The sequence below is a fragment of the Pantoea sp. SOD02 genome, from assembly GCF_024707505.1.
Taxonomy (GTDB): Bacteria; Pseudomonadota; Gammaproteobacteria; order Enterobacterales; family Enterobacteriaceae; genus Pantoea; species Pantoea symbiotica.
Map to the genome: position 1 here is coordinate 3058814 of NZ_CP102604.1, position 16423 is coordinate 3075236.

General features: G+C 54.7%; 18 protein-coding genes. 4 read left to right on the forward strand and 14 right to left on the reverse strand.

The window, feature by feature from the left end; translation table 11 throughout:
* The first annotated feature begins 173 nt into the window (after positions 1-173).
* Positions 174-1631: a membrane-bound lytic murein transglycosylase MltF gene (gene mltF, locus NR302_RS14215; RefSeq protein WP_008101499.1), complete on the forward strand. Its 1458-nt coding sequence runs from the start codon at positions 174-176 to the stop codon at positions 1629-1631.
* Here the strand turns inward: mltF and tadA are convergent.
* Both tadA and yfhb read right to left on the reverse strand, forming a co-directional pair.
* Entirely contained in the window at positions 1628-2095 is a 468-nt protein-coding gene (gene tadA / locus NR302_RS14220; RefSeq protein ID WP_036647478.1) for a tRNA adenosine(34) deaminase TadA, read from the reverse strand. The two genes, mltF and tadA, sit on opposite strands and share 4 nt — an antisense overlap.
* 91 nt (positions 2096-2186) lie before the next feature.
* The gene (gene yfhb, locus NR302_RS14225) at positions 2187-2825 is read right to left on the reverse strand and encodes a phosphatidylglycerophosphatase C (protein WP_008101503.1); all 639 of its coding nucleotides are present in this window, start codon (positions 2823-2825) and stop codon (positions 2187-2189) included.
* Positions 2826-2992: 167 nt separating this feature from the next.
* On the opposite strand from yfhb, the gene NR302_RS14230 reads away from it, so the two are divergent.
* Both NR302_RS14230 and NR302_RS14235 read left to right on the forward strand, forming a co-directional pair.
* On the forward strand, positions 2993-3832 hold the full coding sequence (locus tag NR302_RS14230; RefSeq protein ID WP_007886185.1) for a MurR/RpiR family transcriptional regulator: 840 nt from the start codon (positions 2993-2995) through the stop codon (positions 3830-3832).
* 55 nt (positions 3833-3887) lie between these two features.
* Positions 3888-4136, forward strand: coding sequence for a YfhL family 4Fe-4S dicluster ferredoxin (locus tag NR302_RS14235; RefSeq protein WP_008101505.1), 249 nt, complete (start codon positions 3888-3890; stop codon positions 4134-4136).
* 11 nt (positions 4137-4147) lie between these two features.
* Here NR302_RS14235 and acpS read toward each other — a convergent pair whose 3' ends face one another.
* From acpS to rpoE, 11 genes are all read right to left on the reverse strand, one after another.
* Positions 4148-4528 carry a holo-ACP synthase gene (acpS, locus tag NR302_RS14240; protein ID WP_061718003.1) on the reverse strand — a complete coding sequence of 127 codons (381 nt, stop codon included), beginning with the start codon at positions 4526-4528 and terminating at the stop codon, positions 4148-4150.
* Positions 4528-5259, reverse strand: coding sequence for a pyridoxine 5'-phosphate synthase (pdxJ, locus tag NR302_RS14245; RefSeq protein WP_008101508.1), 732 nt, complete (start codon positions 5257-5259; stop codon positions 4528-4530). Before pdxJ ends, acpS begins: the two co-directional genes overlap by 1 nt.
* Before the next feature lie 70 nt (positions 5260-5329).
* Positions 5330-6058, reverse strand: coding sequence for a DNA repair protein RecO (gene recO, locus NR302_RS14250; RefSeq protein ID WP_008101510.1), 729 nt, complete (start codon positions 6056-6058; stop codon positions 5330-5332).
* Between the two features lie 3 nt (positions 6059-6061).
* A complete protein-coding gene (gene era, locus NR302_RS14255) occupies positions 6062-6967 on the reverse strand; it encodes a GTPase Era (RefSeq protein WP_008101512.1) in 906 nt (301 codons plus the stop codon).
* Positions 6968-7016: 49 nt separating this feature from the next.
* Positions 7017-7697 carry a ribonuclease III gene (rnc, locus tag NR302_RS14260; RefSeq protein ID WP_036620136.1) on the reverse strand — a complete coding sequence of 227 codons (681 nt, stop codon included), beginning with the start codon at positions 7695-7697 and terminating at the stop codon, positions 7017-7019.
* A gap of 118 nt (positions 7698-7815) precedes the next feature.
* On the reverse strand, positions 7816-8787 hold the full coding sequence (gene lepB, locus NR302_RS14265; RefSeq protein WP_154155635.1) for a signal peptidase I: 972 nt from the start codon (positions 8785-8787) through the stop codon (positions 7816-7818).
* A 9-nt stretch (positions 8788-8796) separates the two neighbouring features.
* Positions 8797-10596: a translation elongation factor 4 gene (gene lepA / locus NR302_RS14270; RefSeq protein ID WP_008101519.1), complete on the reverse strand. Its 1800-nt coding sequence runs from the start codon at positions 10594-10596 to the stop codon at positions 8797-8799.
* 218 nt (positions 10597-10814) lie between these two features.
* Positions 10815-11279: a SoxR-reducing system protein RseC gene (rseC, locus tag NR302_RS14275; protein WP_008101521.1), complete on the reverse strand. Its 465-nt coding sequence runs from the start codon at positions 11277-11279 to the stop codon at positions 10815-10817.
* Positions 11276-12232, reverse strand: coding sequence for a sigma-E factor regulatory protein RseB (gene rseB / locus NR302_RS14280; RefSeq protein WP_258143770.1), 957 nt, complete (start codon positions 12230-12232; stop codon positions 11276-11278). The genes rseC and rseB overlap by 4 nt, the downstream gene beginning before the upstream one ends.
* Complete coding sequence (gene rseA, locus NR302_RS14285) at positions 12232-12888, reverse strand: anti-sigma-E factor RseA (protein ID WP_258143771.1); 657 nt, start codon at positions 12886-12888, stop codon at positions 12232-12234. The genes rseB and rseA overlap by 1 nt, the downstream gene beginning before the upstream one ends.
* Before the next feature lie 27 nt (positions 12889-12915).
* Positions 12916-13494 (reverse strand): RNA polymerase sigma factor RpoE, encoded by a 579-nt coding sequence (gene rpoE / locus NR302_RS14290; RefSeq protein WP_007886161.1) that lies wholly within the window; start codon positions 13492-13494, stop codon positions 12916-12918.
* A gap of 441 nt (positions 13495-13935) precedes the next feature.
* Here rpoE and nadB point away from each other — a divergent pair, with 441 nt between their 5' ends.
* A complete protein-coding gene (gene nadB / locus NR302_RS14295; protein ID WP_154155631.1) occupies positions 13936-15573 on the forward strand; it encodes an L-aspartate oxidase in 1638 nt (545 codons plus the stop codon).
* Here nadB and NR302_RS14300 read toward each other — a convergent pair.
* Positions 15539-16288: a tRNA1(Val) (adenine(37)-N6)-methyltransferase gene (locus NR302_RS14300; RefSeq protein WP_179449840.1), complete on the reverse strand. Its 750-nt coding sequence runs from the start codon at positions 16286-16288 to the stop codon at positions 15539-15541. The genes nadB and NR302_RS14300 overlap by 35 nt on opposite strands.
* Between the last annotated feature and the right edge of the window lie 135 nt (positions 16289-16423).

The window sequence follows — 16423 nt, forward strand, 5'->3', positions numbered from 1 at the left end:
CGTTTGCGCATAAATTCTGGCACCTGGCGTTTGGCTGAATTTTGCACAATTCTTGCTATAAAAGTTGCCCTGCCCCTTTTTGTTGCGCAAAATGCCCCTCGCTCTGGGAGTTAAAACAACATAAATACTGCCTTTAAAAGACAGAGGCCTGTGAGCCATTACGAGACAACTATTTGAAACGCCTAAAAATAAACTATCTGTTTATCGGTCTGATCACCGTGCTACTTGCGCTAGCATTGTGGCCTTCCATCCCATGGTACGGGGGCGGAACAGACGCGCTATCACAGATCAAATCACGCGGAGTGCTGCGCATCAGTACCGTTAACTCTCCGCTGACTTACTACACCATTAACAATGCACCAGCCGGTATGGATTACGAACTGGCGAAGCGCTTCGCCGATTACCTGGGCGTGAAACTGGAAGTTGAGGTGCGTCCTAACCTTGGCGACCTGTTTGACGACCTCGATGACGGTAAAGCGGATTTGCTGGCTGCCGGCTTGATTTACAACAGCGAGCGCCTCGCGCACTACCAAAGTGGTCCGAGCTACTATTCGGTGTCACAGCAGCTGGTGTACCGCATTGATAAGCCCCGGCCGAAGAATCTCGGCGATCTCAAAGGCCGCCTGATTGTGCAGTCCGGTTCGGCATATCTGTCAACTTTACGTTCCGCCAAAGCTGACAGCTATCCCGATCTCGACTGGGCGATCTCCACCGATCAGGGCCAAAAAGCGCTGCTTGAAGCGGTTGCCGACGGCAAACTCGATTACACGGTGGGCGATTCGGTCACCATCGGCCTGCTACAGCGCATTCATCCGCAACTGGCGGTGGCGTTTGATGTAACCGATGAAGAGCCGGTAACCTGGTATTTGCCGCGTAACGATGACGACAGCCTCAGCGCGGCGATGCTCGACTTCTACAGCCAAATGGGCGAGGAAGGCACCATGGCGCGACTGGAAGAGAAGTATCTCGGCCACGTTGGCACCTTCGATTATGTTGATACCCGCACCTTCCTGCGCGCCATTGATAACACGCTGCCGGATATCAAACCGCTGTTTGAGAAATATTCCGCCAGCATGGATTGGCGTTTACTGGCGGCAATCTCTTATCAGGAATCGCACTGGAATCCGCAGGCTACGTCGCCAACCGGCGTGCGTGGCATGATGATGCTGACGCGCAATACCGCCGATAGCCTTGACGTTGACGATCGCCTCGATCCCGAACAGAGCATTCGCGGCGGCAGCGAATATCTCAAGCGCATGATGGAGAAAGTGCCGGAGACCATTCCGGAGGATGAACGCATCTGGTTCGCGCTGGCGGCATATAACATGGGCTACGCGCACATGCTGGATGTACGCAAGCTAACGGCGAAACAGGGCGGCAATCCAGACAGCTGGGCCGACGTGAAGCTGCGTTTGCCGATGCTGAGCCAGAAGCGCTACTACACGCAAACCACCTACGGCTACGCGCGCGGCCACGAAGCCTATAACTACGTTGAGAACATCCGTAAGTATCAGATCAGTTTGGTGGGATATTTGCAGGAGCAGGAGAAGCGTTTAGCGCAGCAGTCGGCGCTGGAAGCGGAATTAGGCGCCGGTTACCCGGCGGTCGAACCGAAAATTGCGATGAATTAACCGGTGCGCTGCGCCTGACGCAGCGCCTTCTTCTGCTCGCGACGCATGCGGAAGAAATCACTCAGCATCCCGGCACACTCTTCCGCCAGCACGCCGCAATCAATCTGAATTTGATGATTCATGCCAGGATGACCAATCACATCCAGCAGTGAACCGGCCGCGCCGGTTTTCTCATCTTTAGCGCCATACACCAGTCGCGTGATGCGGCTGTGCACCATCGCACCGGCGCACATCACACAGGGTTCCAGCGTGACGTACAGCGTGGTATCCAGCAGACGATAGTTTTCCAGTACTTTGCCGCCCTGGCGCAGCGCCATGATCTCGGCATGTGCGGTAGGATCGTGCTGACCAATCGGCCGATTCCAGCCTTCGCCAATCACCTTGTCACCCTGCACCAGCACCGCACCGACCGGCACTTCGCCCTGCTCCCACGCGCGCTTCGCCAGTTCCAGCGCATAACGCATCCAATATTCATCAGTTTGTGGGTTCACCGGGCAACTCCTGCGGACATTTAAGGCGGCGCATTATAGCGATGCTGCTGCTGGAATCGAAGCGTTATTCCAGCTGTTGCAGCTCACCGCTTGGCGTGACGCGCCAGCGATGCTGACAAAAGAACAGCAGCGGGTTGTCCTGTTTGCTGTCGCTGTAGCCGCTATACAGTTGCAGCGGTGTGCCGATTTTCTCCTCCAGCTGCGCCACCTTTTCATGGCCGAGACAGCGCATCGACAGCAAACGCCCGCCACGGCCCGGTTTCATCTGGCTAGCGATCAGCTGCACGCGCGGTAAAAATGCCGAATCGAAATAGACTTGCTCCACCAGCGACTGCGGCGAACCGGTAATCAGCCAGACATCGGCATCATTACTGCTGAGATAGTCGGTAAGCCGCTGCTGCACCACCGGAAAGGCGGTAACACGCTGGCGGAACCACTCGGCGAATTCAGCCTCACGCTGGCGCAGACGTGTTTCGCTATGGCCGAAGGTGATCGCCCACAGTAATAAACTCATCGGCCAGCGTGCGGCGCGGCCTTTGAACAGCATCCCAAGACCGATCACCGGCAACAGCGGCACCACCAGCAGCAGATTGATCGGCTGACGTCGCAGCAGATAGCGCATAAAGGTGCCAAACATGTCTTGCTGATGTAGCGTGCCATCAAGATCGAAAAACACCACGCGTCGTTGTGTACCCTTTGTCAAACAGCACTCCTTCTCTATCCTTCGCGGTTTCTGCACTACAGTGTAGCCAGCTTCGGCGTTCGAGGCGAAAGCTGCTATTTTTAATTCCAATGACTACAATGCCATTTGAATAGTTTATTCTTCGCGTTTACGCGCTGTTTGCGGATAAAGGAATTAAGGATCGAACCATGAGTTCATTGCTGCGCATTCGTCAGCTCTACCCTCGACTGGCGCTAAATGAGCGTCGGCTGGCGGATTTTTTGCTGTCGCAGCCGGATCGTGCACGGCATCTCAGTTCACAAAAACTCGCCGAGGAATCGGGCGTTAGCCAGTCCAGCGTGGTGAAGTTCGCCCAGAAGCTCGGCTACAAAGGGTTTCCGGCGCTAAAACTGGCACTGAGCGAGTCGATGGCCGATCGCGATGCGATCACCGTGCATAACCATATTCTCAGCGACGATCCGCTGAAAGTGGTCGGTGAAAAGCTGCTGACCGAGAAGATCTCAGCGATCCGCGCCACGCTGGATATCAACAGCGAAGAGAAGCTGCTGCAAACCTTACAGCTGCTAAAAAACGCCAATCGTATTTTGCTGGTTGGCATCGGTGCGTCCGGTTTAGTGGCGAAAGATTTTTCATGGAAGCTGATGAAGATTGGCATCAATGCGGTGGCGGAACAGGATATGCACGCCTTGCTCGCCAGCGTGCAAGCGATGGCACCGGGCGATGTGCTGCTGGCGATCTCCTATACGGGCGAACGCCGCGAAATCAATCTGGCGGCACAGGAAGCAGCGCAGGTCGGTGCCGATGTGCTGGCCTTTACCGGCTTTACGCCGAATGCTCTGCAGCAGTGCGCCACGGTTTGCCTCTACACCGTGGCGGAGGAGCAGAGCACACGCAGCGCAGCGATCTCGTCGACCAGCGCGCAGCTGGCGCTGACCGATCTGCTGTTTATGGCGCTGGTACAAAACGATCCGGAACGCGCTTCCAGCCACATTCGCCACAGCGAAGAGTTGGTGAAAAAGCTGGTCTGATGAGATGAGGCGCGTATAATACCCGCGCCTTTTCTGCTGTTATTGGACTTCCGCTATGGCCCTGCTCATCACCACTAAATGCATCAATTGCGATATGTGCGAACCTGAATGCCCAAACCAGGCAATCAGCTTAGGCGATGCGATCTATGAGATTGATGTCGACCGCTGCACCGAGTGCGTGGGCCATTATGATGTGCCGACCTGCCAAAGCGTCTGCCCAATTGATAACACCATTATTCTCGATCCACAGCACCCGGAAAGCCGCGAGGCGCTGTGGGAGAAGTTCGTGGTGTTGCACCCTTAGTTCTCGATAATCTAGTTCTCGATAATCACCGTTGCGCAAGCGTAATGGCGTTCATCCGCTAACGTCACGTGCACGTGCTTCACGCCGAGCTGGCTGGCAATCACTTTGGCCTGCTCAAAGAAACGTAATCCCGGCTTGCCCAGCGCATCGTTGTACACTTCGAACTGATTGAACGCCAGACCACCGCGAATGCCGGTGCCGAAGGCTTTTGCTGCCGCCTCTTTCACCGCAAAACGTTTGGCAAGAAAGCGCACCGGTTGCTGGTGCGCCTGATATTGCTGCCACTCGGCTTCACTTAATACACGGCGCGCCAGACGGTCACCGGAGCGCTCAATGACGCCAGCAATGCGCTCGATCTCTACGATATCGCTGCCGAGTCCGAGAATTGCCATTAGCGACGCGCTTCCCGCATCAGTTGCTTCATTTCGCTGACCGCATCGGCCAGACCGCTGAACAGCGCGCGACCAATAATCGCATGACCGATATTCAGCTCGTGCATTTCCGGCAGTTCAGCAATCGGCTGCACGTTGTGGTAGGTCAAACCGTGGCCGGCATTCACTTTCAGACCAAGGCTGGCGGCGAAAGTCGCGGCTTTACGGATGCGCGACAGCTCCGCCTGACGCTCGAGACCTTCGGGCGCTTCGGCATAAGCGCCGGTGTGAATTTCGATGTAAGGCGCGCCGCTGGTAACCGCTGCTTCAATCTGGCGGTGATCGGCATCGATAAACAGTGAAACCAGAATGCCGGCGTCGCTTAACAGGCGCACCGCCGCATTGATTTTATCCTGCTGGCCCGCCACATCCAGCCCGCCTTCGGTGGTCACTTCCTGACGCTTTTCCGGCACCAGACAAACGAAGTGCGGCTTGATTTCGCAGGCAATGTCGATCATCTCGTCAGTGACAGCCATCTCCAGATTCATGCGCGTCTGGATGGTGTCACGCAGAATGCGCACATCGCGATCGGTGATGTGGCGGCGATCTTCACGCAGATGCACGGTAATACCGTCGGCGCCGGCCTGCTCAGCAACAAACGCGGCCTGCACCGGATCGGGATAGTTTGTGCCACGAGCGTTACGAACGGTGGCAATGTGGTCAATGTTGACGCCTAACAGCAACTCAGCCATGACAATCCTTAAATGTGTTCAGTGTGTTTGCAGTGTACCGCGCTGAATATATCAGGCGGTACGACCAGCGCTAGTCGTTTGCCACATCTGGTTTCTTTTTTGGCACAAACTGGCGAAACAGTTCCTGACTCTTCAGCGGTTTGCCGCCAAGATAGGGCTTCAGCGCCATACGCGTAAAACGTTTAGCGGCGCGCAATGTATCGGCATCGGGGAATTCGCGTTCCCACAACGCCCGCAGCTGGCGGCCGGTAAAGCTACGCTGATTGACCACCAAACTGGCGATAAAGCCCTTCTCTTCCCGGTAGCTGTAGGTCATGCCATCGGCGACCTCTTCCCCGCTGCCAGCACAATGCAGAAAATCCACGCCGTAGCCGAGATGCCCGAGTAGCGCCAGCTCAAAGCGGCGCAGCGCCGGTTCAGGCGAGCCGTTGCCTGCCGCCAGCGTTTGGATGCAATTCAGGTAATCAAAGAACATGTCAGAGAAGGGAATTTGCTGCTCCAGCACGCGCGACAGCAGTTCATTGACGTAGAGTCCGCAATAAAGCGTGATGCCGCTGAGCGGCAATGCCAGTGAAACGGCTTCGGCATTGCGCAGCGTTTTGACGTCACCGCGTCCGCCCCAGCGCACCAGCAGTGGCGTGAAGGGTTGCAGTGCACCTTTCAGTTGGGAGCGGCGCGATCGGGCGCCTTTGGCAAGGACGCGGACGCGCCCTTCACTTTCGCTGAACAGATCGAGGAGTAGGCTGGTTTCGCTGTAAGGGCGACTGTGCAGCACAAAGGCGCGTTGCCAGCCTTCCATCAATTAACCTTCGTCAGAGTAACCTAAGCTGCGCAGCGCACGTTCATCGTCCGCCCAGCCAGATTTCACTTTAACCCACAGTTCGAGATGCACTTTCGCTTCAAACATCTCTTCCATGTCTTTACGCGATTCAATGCCGATGGTTTTGATCTTGGCGCCTTTATTGCCGATGACCATCTTTTTCTGGCCTTCGCGCTCAACGAGGATCAAGCCATTGATGTCGTAACCGCCGCGGTCGTTAGACACAAACTGCTCAATTTCTACGGTAACGGAGTAAGGCAGCTCAGCGCCAAGGAAGCGCATCAATTTTTCACGGATGATCTCAGACGCCATAAAGCGCTGTGAGCGGTCAGTGACATAATCTTCCGGGAAATGATGCTCAGATTTTGGCAGGCATTTGCGCGCAATCGCCGCAATAGCGTCAACATTTTTGCCGCTTTCCGCTGAGATCGGAACGATTTCGAGGAAGTTCATCTGCTGGCTAAGGAACTGCAGATGCGGCAACAGAATGCTCTTGTCCTGGATGTTGTCGACTTTATTGATCGCCAATACCACAGGCACTTTGTTATCACGCAGCTTGTTGAGCACCATCTCATCGTCTGGCGTCCAGCGCGTGCCTTCAACCACAAAGATCACCAGCTCAACGTCACCGATGGAGCTGCTGGCGGCACGGTTCATCAGGCGGTTGATCGCCCGCTTCTCTTCCATGTGCAGCCCTGGTGTATCCACGTAGATCGCCTGATAAGCGCCTTCGGTGTGGATGCCCATGATGCGATGGCGCGTGGTTTGCGGCTTGCGTGAAGTGATCGACACTTTCTGCCCCAGCAACTGGTTCAGCAAAGTGGATTTACCGACGTTTGGTCGGCCTACAATCGCGACAAAGCCGCTATATGTTTCGAGTTCGCTCATTCGAGTCCTGACTTGGGCAGCGTCGCTTTCGACGCTGCGATATGACTATTTATTCGAGGCCAAGCTTAATCAACGCCTGTTCGGCGGCTGCTTGCTCGGCTTTACGGCGGCTGGAGCCAATGCCCACCACCGGTTCTGCCATGCCACTCACCTGACAGTGAATGGTGAATTCCTGATCGTGGGCTTCGCCACGCACCTGCACCACCAAATACGATGGCAGCGGCAGATGACGTCCCTGCAAATACTCCTGCAGGCGCGTTTTCGGATCTTTTTGTTTATCGCCCGGACTGATCTGTTCCAGTCGCGAGTGATACCAGTCGAGAATTAACTTTTCGACGGTTTGAATGCTGCTATCGAGGAAAATGCCGCCAATCAAGGCTTCAACGGTATCCGCGAGGATCGATTCACGACGGAAACCGCCGCTCTTCAGCTCGCCCGGACCGAGGCGTAGACATTCGCCAAGGTCGAACTCGCGTGCCATCTCCGCCAGCGTATTGCCGCGCACCAAGGTGGCACGCATGCGGCTCATGTCGCCTTCGTCCACGCGCGGGAAGCGGTGATAAAGCGCATTAGCGATCACGTAGCTGAGAATAGAATCGCCAAGAAATTCAAGACGTTCGTTGTGTTTGCTGCTGGCACTACGATGCGTCAGTGCCTGCTGCAATAAATCCGGATGAGTAAAAGTGTAGCCCAGTTTGCGCTGCAGCTTGTTAATGACGATGGGGTTCATGCTATTCCAGTTGTTCTGTGCGTCTATCACTGCATACGAAACAGGGCTGAGGTTCCAACCTGTTCTGTTTGGTGTGCACTGGCCTCCTGAAAGAGAGGCCAACCTTTTTTGAAGCTAATTAGTGAATCCCACCAATGCGGCTAAAGCGCACGCCGGTCGGCCACTGTCCTTCTTGTTTCTCGAAGCTCATCCAGATAGCCACCGCTTTGCCGACCAGATTCTTCTCGGGCACAAAGCCCCAGTAGCGGCTGTCGGCGCTGTTATCGCGGTTATCGCCCATCATGAAATACTGCCCTTGCGGCACAATCCAGGTCGATTGCGGCTGGCCCGGCTGCTGATAATACATGCTTGCCTGACTTTGCGCTTCGTTTACCAGCAAGATATCGTGCGTTACGCTGCCCAATGTCTCTTTACGGGTGCCGAGACGCAGGCCGCCCTTCATGGTTTCGCCCTGCGGCGCCTGGAAGAAGCCGTTGCCGGTTTCATTGCCATCAAAGCCGCTGAAGGTCTGAATAAAGTTGCTTGGCTCAACGTTAGTGTAAGTCACCGGCAGCGCCGTGTCGCAATTGCCGCTGCTGCAACCCGGATTGATGGTCAGGGTTTTGCTGTAAGGATCAAACACCACTTTGTCGCCCGGCAAACCAATCACGCGCTTGATGTAGTCCACGCTCGGATCTTTCGGGTATTTGAATACCGCGACATCACCGCGCTGCGGATGGCCGGTTGGGATCAGCGTGGTTTGAGTAATCGGATCTTTAATGCCGTAAGCAAACTTCTCCACCAGGATAAAGTCGCCAATCAGCAGCGTTGGCATCATTGAGCCCGATGGAATCTGGAACGGCTCAAAAATAAACGAACGCACGATCAATACCACCGCCAGCACCGGGAACACCGATGCTGTGGTTTCAACCCAACCCGGCTGCGCGGCTACTTTCGCCAGCGTTTTGCTGTCGAGTGCGTTGCCAGCCTGCGCTTGCGCAGCAGCCTGCTTAGCACGACGCGCCGGTGCCCATTTAAAGCGATCGATACACCAGATAACGCCAGTGATCAGTGTTGCGATCACTAAAACCAGGGCAAACATGTTAGCCATTAAAAATCCTTATTTGCTGTCTTTACCGACATGCAGAATGGCAAGGAATGCTTCCTGCGGCAGCTCTACGTTGCCGACCTGCTTCATTCGCTTCTTACCGTCTTTCTGCTTCTGCAACAGTTTCTTCTTACGGCTAACGTCACCGCCATAGCATTTCGCCAGGACGTTTTTACGCAGCTGTTTTACCGTTGAGCGAGCGATAATGTGGTTGCCGATTGCCGCCTGAATCGCAATATCAAACTGCTGACGTGGGATCAGATCTTTCATCTTCTCCACCAGATCGCGGCCACGATATTGTGAGTTATCACGGTGAGTAATCAGCGCCAGCGCATCAACACGTTCTGAGTTAATCATCACGTCGACACGCACCATGTCAGAGGTCTGGAAACGTTTGAAGTTATAATCCAGCGAGGCATAACCGCGCGAGGTTGATTTCAGACGGTCGAAGAAGTCGAGAACTACTTCCGCCATCGGAATCTCATACGTCAGCGCAACCTGCTTGCCGTGGTAAACCATGTTGGTCTGCACGCCACGTTTTTCGATACACAGCGTAATGACGTTGCCGAGGAACTCCTGCGGCAGCAGCATGTGACACTCCGCAATCGGCTCACGCAGCTCGGCAATATTGTTCAATGGTGGCAGCTTCGACGGGCTATCAACGTAGATAGTTTCGCCGTCGGTGGTTTCCACTTCATAAACTACGGTTGGCGCTGTGGTGATCAGATCCAGATCGTATTCACGCTCCAGACGCTCCTGAATGATCTCCATGTGCAGCAGACCGAGGAAGCCGATGCGGAAACCGAAGCCCAGCGCCGTTGAGCTCTCTGGCTCGTAGAACAGTGACGCATCGTTGAGGCTCAATTTGCCCAGCGCATCACGGAACGCTTCATAGTCGTCAGAGCTGATCGGGAACAGACCGGCGTAAACCTGTGGCTTCACTTTCTTGAAGCCAGGCAACACTTTCTCCGCCGGATTGCGCTGCAAGGTCAAGGTATCGCCCACTGGCGCGCCGAGGATGTCTTTAATCGCACACACCAGCCAGCCTACTTCACCGCAGTTCAGTTCGTTGCGATCAACACGCTTCGGCGTGAAGATGCCGAGGCGGTCAGCGTTGTAGCTTTGACCGGAGCTCATGACTTTAACTTTGTCGCCTTTGCGCAGCGTGCCGTTCTTAATACGAATCAGCGATACCACACCAAGGTAGTTATCGAACCAGGAATCGATGATCAGCGCCTGCAGCGGACCTTCCGGATCGCCTTCTGGCGGCGGGATGTCACGCACCAGACGTTCCAGCACGTCGGGCACGCCGACGCCGGTTTTCGCCGAGCAACGCACCGCATCGGTCGCGTCAATGCCGACGATATCTTCAATCTCTTCTGCAACACGCTCTGGATCGGCGGCAGGCAGGTCGATTTTGTTCAGTACCGGTACCACTTCCAGATCCATTTCCATTGCGGTGTAGCAGTTTGCCAGCGTCTGCGCTTCAACGCCCTGCCCTGCATCGACCACCAGCAATGCTCCTTCACACGCCGCCAGCGAGCGGGAAACTTCATAGGAGAAGTCAACGTGACCGGGAGTATCGATAAAATTGAGCTGGTAAGTTTCACCGTTCAGCGCTTTGTAATCGAGCGTCACGCTCTGCGCTTTAATGGTAATGCCGCGCTCACGTTCCAGATCCATGGAGTCCAGAACCTGCGCCGCCATCTCACGATCGCTCAGGCCACCACAAATTTGAATCAAACGGTCAGAGAGCGTTGATTTGCCGTGGTCAATGTGAGCGATGATGGAGAAATTTCGTATGTGCTTCATTTATATGAATATCTTCACGTAGAAAATCAGTGGGAAACTTGAGCACGGACACATTCAGGAAAGTGAGCTTTACCCGGAACCCTGTCGGCCTCATTAATGACGACGCATATTACACTGTTAACGCCGCGCGTTAAAGAATGGAACTGTGGGGAATCGCAACAGATTTCAGCGGTTAAGCCGATTGAGAAAGGCCGCATCAAATGCGGCCTGGACGGGGATCACGCTTCGCTTTCCACGCGCAACGCATCAGGCGGTAACGCAACGCTAAGAATCACCGGCTGGAAAGCCTCGCGATCGCCGAAGAGTTTGGATACACCTTTCGCGACGATAAAGCCGCCAATGCCGCCCAACAGCGCGCCACAGGCCGCAGCCAGATCGCTGGCGAACAGCATCTGGAAGATGCCCGCCACTAAAAACAGGCCAAACAGCGGCGTCATGTAAACCAGCAAAGCGGAACCCAACAAGCTGCTTTCGCGGATGCCTAACTCAATGCGCTGACCGGGTTGCAACGGCTCCGCGCTGGCGATAGTCATCACGTGGGCATTTTTCGGCCCCAGCTGATTAAGCGCGTGGCTGCCGCAGCCTTTACGCGCTGAGCAGCTGTTACAAGACGTTTTCGCTTCCGTGTGCAGTGTGGCAATGCCTTCTTTCCACGCCACCACGGTGGCCCATTCTCTCATCATTTTGGTGAACCCGAATCTATGCTGTCCGCAATACGTTTAGCGGTGGCTGGCGGTAACTCGCCCACCACCGTAATTTCGTTATTATTGCGTACTTCTGTCTGCACCGTACGACGCCCTGTGCGCAATGCCTGCATGCTGCTGCTTTTATCGGCTGGCGTAATGTTGATGGCGAAGCTAAACAAGCCATCGCTGTACAGGCGCGATTCGACCGTTTTGTTCATCGATGGGATATCACGGCGACTTTGTGAGATCAGTTTCATGCCCGCCGGAAGCCAGCCTGGCTGCCAGCTGAGTTCAACTTTGTCACCCGCCGGTAAAGACAGCGATGGCGGCAAGTTGGCTTTCTCCAGCCCTTGCATCAGATTGCGCACGCCTTCATCGACGGCAAAGCTGATGACGCGGAACTGCTCCAGCGTTTCACCGTCCCGATCGAGCAAATCGATGCGCAGCGGCAATTTGGTATCCACATCCAGCCACACCACATAGCTGTAGCGCGTGCCATCACGTGACACGATGCGCACCACTTCGCACATTTGATCGGCCATGCGCGAGCGGCCAACCGGAATGAAATCGTAGGCTTCACCCAAACGGGAGAAGTCGGCGAACATCAAACCAGGTAACGCATCGATGATGTGATTGCCCGGCAGCGAAAAGGGATCTAATCCCGGCTCGAAATAGCTGATGTCATTTCCGCGCTGGATCACTTCACGGCGCGGCCCGTCCATCTGCAACAGTTGGGCGAAGATACGATTGTCGATAACCGCGTGACGATAACGCAGAGATTCAATGCCGAGACGCGAGACATTGATGTAGGCAAATTCGTAGTTGAGGTTCTGGCTTGCCTGCTCCATCTGTTGTAACAACGCCCCGGACGCAGAAGTCTGCGCCGAGGCGATAGATGAACAAAACAGGCTGCCTGCCAGCAGGCTAACGGCACACCAAAGCTGCTTCATTACTGCTGCTGAGTTCCTAACGACTGATTTCCGGGAACATTAGCCTGAGCCTGTTGCGGATCGTTTTTCTCAAACTGAACCTGATCGGCATGCAGACGACGTTGCAGTTCATAATCCTGCAGCATGGCATTGACGCGACGACGCTGTTCCTGCACCTGCTGATTAGAGCTGTTGGTGTCAAAGGCTTCAGAAGGCACGCCTAAACTGACCGGTGACGCTTTACCCATCATCGGCAAAGTGTTGAATGCCGGTGAATCGGACGCTTCAGTCGCGCTGCCGGTTGGTGAACTGTTGTAGTGCTGAACACCGACAATGACCGCCAGTGAAACACAAGCAGCAACACCGACTTGCGTCAGCTGTGCCGCCCAACTGCCACCGCGACGCCAGAACGGCATCTTCTCGTAACGTGACGGCTCAGGCTGCGCTTCAGGGATCAGCGTAGTGACTTTGCGTGCCGGCTCGTTTTCGATGGCCGCAGCCACACGTGCGGAGATATCAAAATGCAGCACTTCTCCGATATCACCTCGTAAGGTGTCGCGGATGAGATGGTAGCTTTCCCAGCTTTGCTGAAGATCCGCATCCTTAGATAACGACGCCAACAGCTCGTTATCTAAAGTTTCACCATCCATTAAAGCGGAAAGTTTTTCTTTCTGCATGCCTTGGTACCCTTCCAGTAGCCGTTATCACTGACGTTGGATAAGCGGTTGAACTTTATTATCAATAGCCTCTCGTGCACGGAAGATACGCGAACGTACGGTACCGACCGGACAATCCATGATGACGGCAATCTCTTCGTAACTCAGGCCATCCAATTCCCTGAGGGTAATGGCCATACGAAGATCTTCGGGAAGCGCCTCAATGGTACGAAAGACGATTTGTTTCAGTTCCTCAGACAACATTAAGTTCTCAGGGTTCGAAATTTCTTTCAGTGCACCTGCACTTTCGAAATTTTCCGCATCAATCGCATCCACATCACTGGATGGCGGACGTCGCCCCTGAGCAACCAGATAATTTTTCGCTGTGTTTACCGCAATGCGGTACAGCCATGTATAAAAGGCGCTGTCGCCACGGAAAGATTCCAGTGCACGATACGCTTTAATAAAAGATTCCTGAACCACATCAGGCACATCGCCTGACGGAACATAGCGTGAAACCAGGCTCGCCACTTTATGCTGGTATCGAATCACCAGTAAATTAAAGGACTTTTGATCTCCCTTCTGAACCCGCTCAACGAGAACCTGATCCGTTAACTGCTCGCTCATCCGAGGTAATATCTCCCCAAAACTTTTTTATGCGTAAGTGAACTGCCAGCACATCTCATTGTTCTGAGCAAGCATGCGCTTAGAGTGACCTAATGGTCTGAAGTTCACTACGACCAGAATTTTTCCGTATCGGAACCACGACATCATTGTTGTTGATTGTCTTTCAGTGTAGCGACTTGCCACGCTGGTGGTGTCTTTTGCGGCACCGATAATCGCTGGCAGAGTACCTTATGACGCCGTCATTTTCACCTTTATTACCTGAATTTTCAGAGTGTTTGATATAAAAAACACATTGTGCTTAATTTCAGAGTTAACTTACTGAATTCACGTTATTATCTCCCTCTTCTGAATAATTTTTCCGCGCAATTTGTTCAAAATACTTCACAGCATCCCCATCCCGGCTTATGCTCAAGCCACCTTTTGTTTAGTAAATTAAACACCATGACTTCTCTCCCGGAATATCAGTGTGATGTCCTCATCGTCGGCAGCGGTGCGGCAGGTTTATCGTTAGCGCTGCGCTTAGCGCCGCATTATCAGGTTACCGTGCTGAGTAAAGCGCAGGTGAATGAGGGCTCAACGCTGTATGCGCAGGGCGGGATTGCGGCGGTGTTTGACGAAACAGACAGCATCGAATCACACGTTGAAGACACGCTGGTTGCGGGCGCAGGCTTGTGCGATCGCGATACGGTGAGCTTTATCGCCAGCAACGCGCGTCACTGCGTACAGTGGCTGATTGATAACGGCGTCGCCTTCGATAAAGAGCCGCAGGCTGATGGCGAAGCGCGTTATCACCTCACGCGCGAAGGCGGACATAGTCATCGCCGTATTCTGCACAGCGCCGATGCCACCGGCCGCGCGGTGGAAACCACGCTGGTAAGCCAGGCGTTGAGCCATCCCAACATCCGCATTATAGAGCGCACCAATGCGGTGGATTTGATTCTCTCCGATAAGCTTGGCCTGCCCGGCAAGCGTCGCGTGGTTGGCGCATGGATCTGGAACCGCAAGCGTGAACAGGTGGAAACCTGTCGCGCGCGCGCCGTGGTGTTAGCCACTGGGGGCGCAGCAAAAGTCTATCAGTACACCACCAATCCGGACGTGGCGTCTGGCGATGGTATTGCGATGGCATGGCGCGCCGGTTGCCGCGTGGCGAACCTCGAATTCAATCAATTCCATCCCACCTGTTTATTCCATCCGCAGGCGCAAAACTTCCTGCTGACTGAAGCGCTGCGCGGTGAAGGCGCCTGGCTGTTGCGTCCTGACGGTACGCGCTTTATGCCTGACTTTGATCAGCGTGCCGAGCTGGCGCCGCGCGATATTGTGGCGCGCGCCATTGACCATGAGATGAAACGGCTGGGCGTCGATTGTATGTATCTCGACATTAGCCACCAGCCGGAAAGCTTTGTGCGCGCGCACTTCCCGATGATTTACGAAAAGTTGCTGACCTTTGGCCTCGATCTCACCAAACAGCCAATTCCGATTGTGCCAGCAGCGCATTATACCTGCGGCGGCGTGATGGTCGATCAGCAAGGCCGCACTGACGTAGATGGGCTGTATGCGATAGGCGAAGTGAGCTACACCGGCTTACATGGCGCAAACCGTATGGCATCCAACTCTTTGCTCGAGTGCCTGGTTTATGGTTGGTCAGCGGCTGAAGATATGATCGCCCGCTTGCCGGACGTCGCGGCGGTAGAACATCTGCCCGCGTGGGATGAAAGCCGCGTTGATGATGCAGATGAACGCGTAGTGATCCAGCATAACTGGCATGAACTGCGGCTATTCATGTGGGATTACGTGGGCATTGTGCGCACCACTAAGCGTCTGGAGCGCGCACTGCGCCGCATTAATTTGCTGCAACAGGAGATCGACGAGTACTACGCGCACTTCCGCCTCTCTAACAATTTGCTCGAGCTGCGCAATCTGGTGCAGGTCGCTGAACTGATGGTGCGCTGTGCGCTGGAGAGAAAGGAGAGTCGAGGGCTGCACTTTACCCTCGACAATCCCGATTTGCTGGATGAGGCGTTACCGACCATCCTGCAGCCCGAAGTTAGCGAAACAGGTAAAAGTCTTTCACCAGGCTGAGCCAGTCGGCTGAATAGCTTTTATCTTCATCACGAATGGCGAGACGTTCCAGCAACGTTTCGCCGGCGGAGGGAGAAAAGCCCAACACCACGCGATTCGGCGGACGCTGCGCATAGGCGGCGACATCGTAGCGATAACGCAGATGCCAGCCATCCGCCAGCGCCAGTGAAATCAATGCTTCGCCTGCTTCAGCCGGCAGCACCACGCAAAATAGCCCTTCTTCTTCAATCAACTGGGCGGCACAGCGCAGCAGCGTAAGATGGTCGAGCGTGGCGGTGCTGCGTGCGGTATCACGCGCGACACAGCCTGTTGCCATGCCGGGCGCAAAAAACGGCGGGTTGCTGACGATGAGTGAAAAGCGTTTTTCACACTGTTCGCTCCAGCTGACAATATCCTGATGATGCACATGAATGCGATCTGCCCACGGCGAGGCCTGCATATTTTCCTGCGCCTGCTGCGCCGCGCTGGCTTCCAGTTCGACCGCATCAATCTCTACCGAATCGGGCGTGCGTTGCGCCAGCATCAGCGCTATCAACCCGCTGCCGCAGCCAATATCGAGGATGCGACGCGCGCCTGCTACTGGCGCCCAGGCCCCGATTAACACGCCATCGGTGCCGACTTTCATCGCACAGCGATCGTGCGCCACGAAAAATTGCTTAAAGGTAAAACCATCTTTTCTTAACGTCGGCCGCACCTGCGGCTGGTCCTGAGACATACTTCACTACCATTGAATTTTTTACTGCCGGAAGTGTAACGTGGTGGCGATGGGAATTCACCTGCGCCTGTAATACCAACACAAACAGATGAAGATTATATTCGTTCTGTCTATAATCAGCGCCCCAAACTGAGG

What these genes read in the sequence shown, in the direction of transcription:
- tadA (WP_036647478.1), bottom strand. Translation starts at nt 2,095, where the DNA reads ATGCGTTATGCGCTGGAACTGGCGAAGCGCGCGTGGGAGCAGGGCGAA.
- NR302_RS14230 (WP_007886185.1), top strand. Translation starts at nt 2,993, where the DNA reads ATGAGTTCATTGCTGCGCATTCGTCAGCTCTACCCTCGACTGGCGCTA.
- NR302_RS14235 (WP_008101505.1), top strand. Translation starts at nt 3,888, where the DNA reads ATGGCCCTGCTCATCACCACTAAATGCATCAATTGCGATATGTGCGAA.
- acpS (WP_061718003.1), bottom strand. Translation starts at nt 4,528, where the DNA reads ATGGCAATTCTCGGACTCGGCAGCGATATCGTAGAGATCGAGCGCATT.
- pdxJ (WP_008101508.1), bottom strand. Translation starts at nt 5,259, where the DNA reads ATGGCTGAGTTGCTGTTAGGCGTCAACATTGACCACATTGCCACCGTT.
- recO (WP_008101510.1), bottom strand. Translation starts at nt 6,058, where the DNA reads ATGGAAGGCTGGCAACGCGCCTTTGTGCTGCACAGTCGCCCTTACAGC.
- era (WP_008101512.1), bottom strand. Translation starts at nt 6,967, where the DNA reads ATGAGCGAACTCGAAACATATAGCGGCTTTGTCGCGATTGTAGGCCGA.
- rnc (WP_036620136.1), bottom strand. Translation starts at nt 7,697, where the DNA reads ATGAACCCCATCGTCATTAACAAGCTGCAGCGCAAACTGGGCTACACT.
- lepB (WP_154155635.1), bottom strand. Translation starts at nt 8,787, where the DNA reads ATGGCTAACATGTTTGCCCTGGTTTTAGTGATCGCAACACTGATCACT.
- lepA (WP_008101519.1), bottom strand. Translation starts at nt 10,596, where the DNA reads ATGAAGCACATACGAAATTTCTCCATCATCGCTCACATTGACCACGGC.
- rseC (WP_008101521.1), bottom strand. Translation starts at nt 11,279, where the DNA reads ATGATGAGAGAATGGGCCACCGTGGTGGCGTGGAAAGAAGGCATTGCC.
- rseB (WP_258143770.1), bottom strand. Translation starts at nt 12,232, where the DNA reads ATGAAGCAGCTTTGGTGTGCCGTTAGCCTGCTGGCAGGCAGCCTGTTT.
- rseA (WP_258143771.1), bottom strand. Translation starts at nt 12,888, where the DNA reads ATGCAGAAAGAAAAACTTTCCGCTTTAATGGATGGTGAAACTTTAGAT.
- rpoE (WP_007886161.1), bottom strand. Translation starts at nt 13,494, where the DNA reads ATGAGCGAGCAGTTAACGGATCAGGTTCTCGTTGAGCGGGTTCAGAAG.
- nadB (WP_154155631.1), top strand. Translation starts at nt 13,936, where the DNA reads ATGACTTCTCTCCCGGAATATCAGTGTGATGTCCTCATCGTCGGCAGC.
- NR302_RS14300 (WP_179449840.1), bottom strand. Translation starts at nt 16,288, where the DNA reads ATGTCTCAGGACCAGCCGCAGGTGCGGCCGACGTTAAGAAAAGATGGT.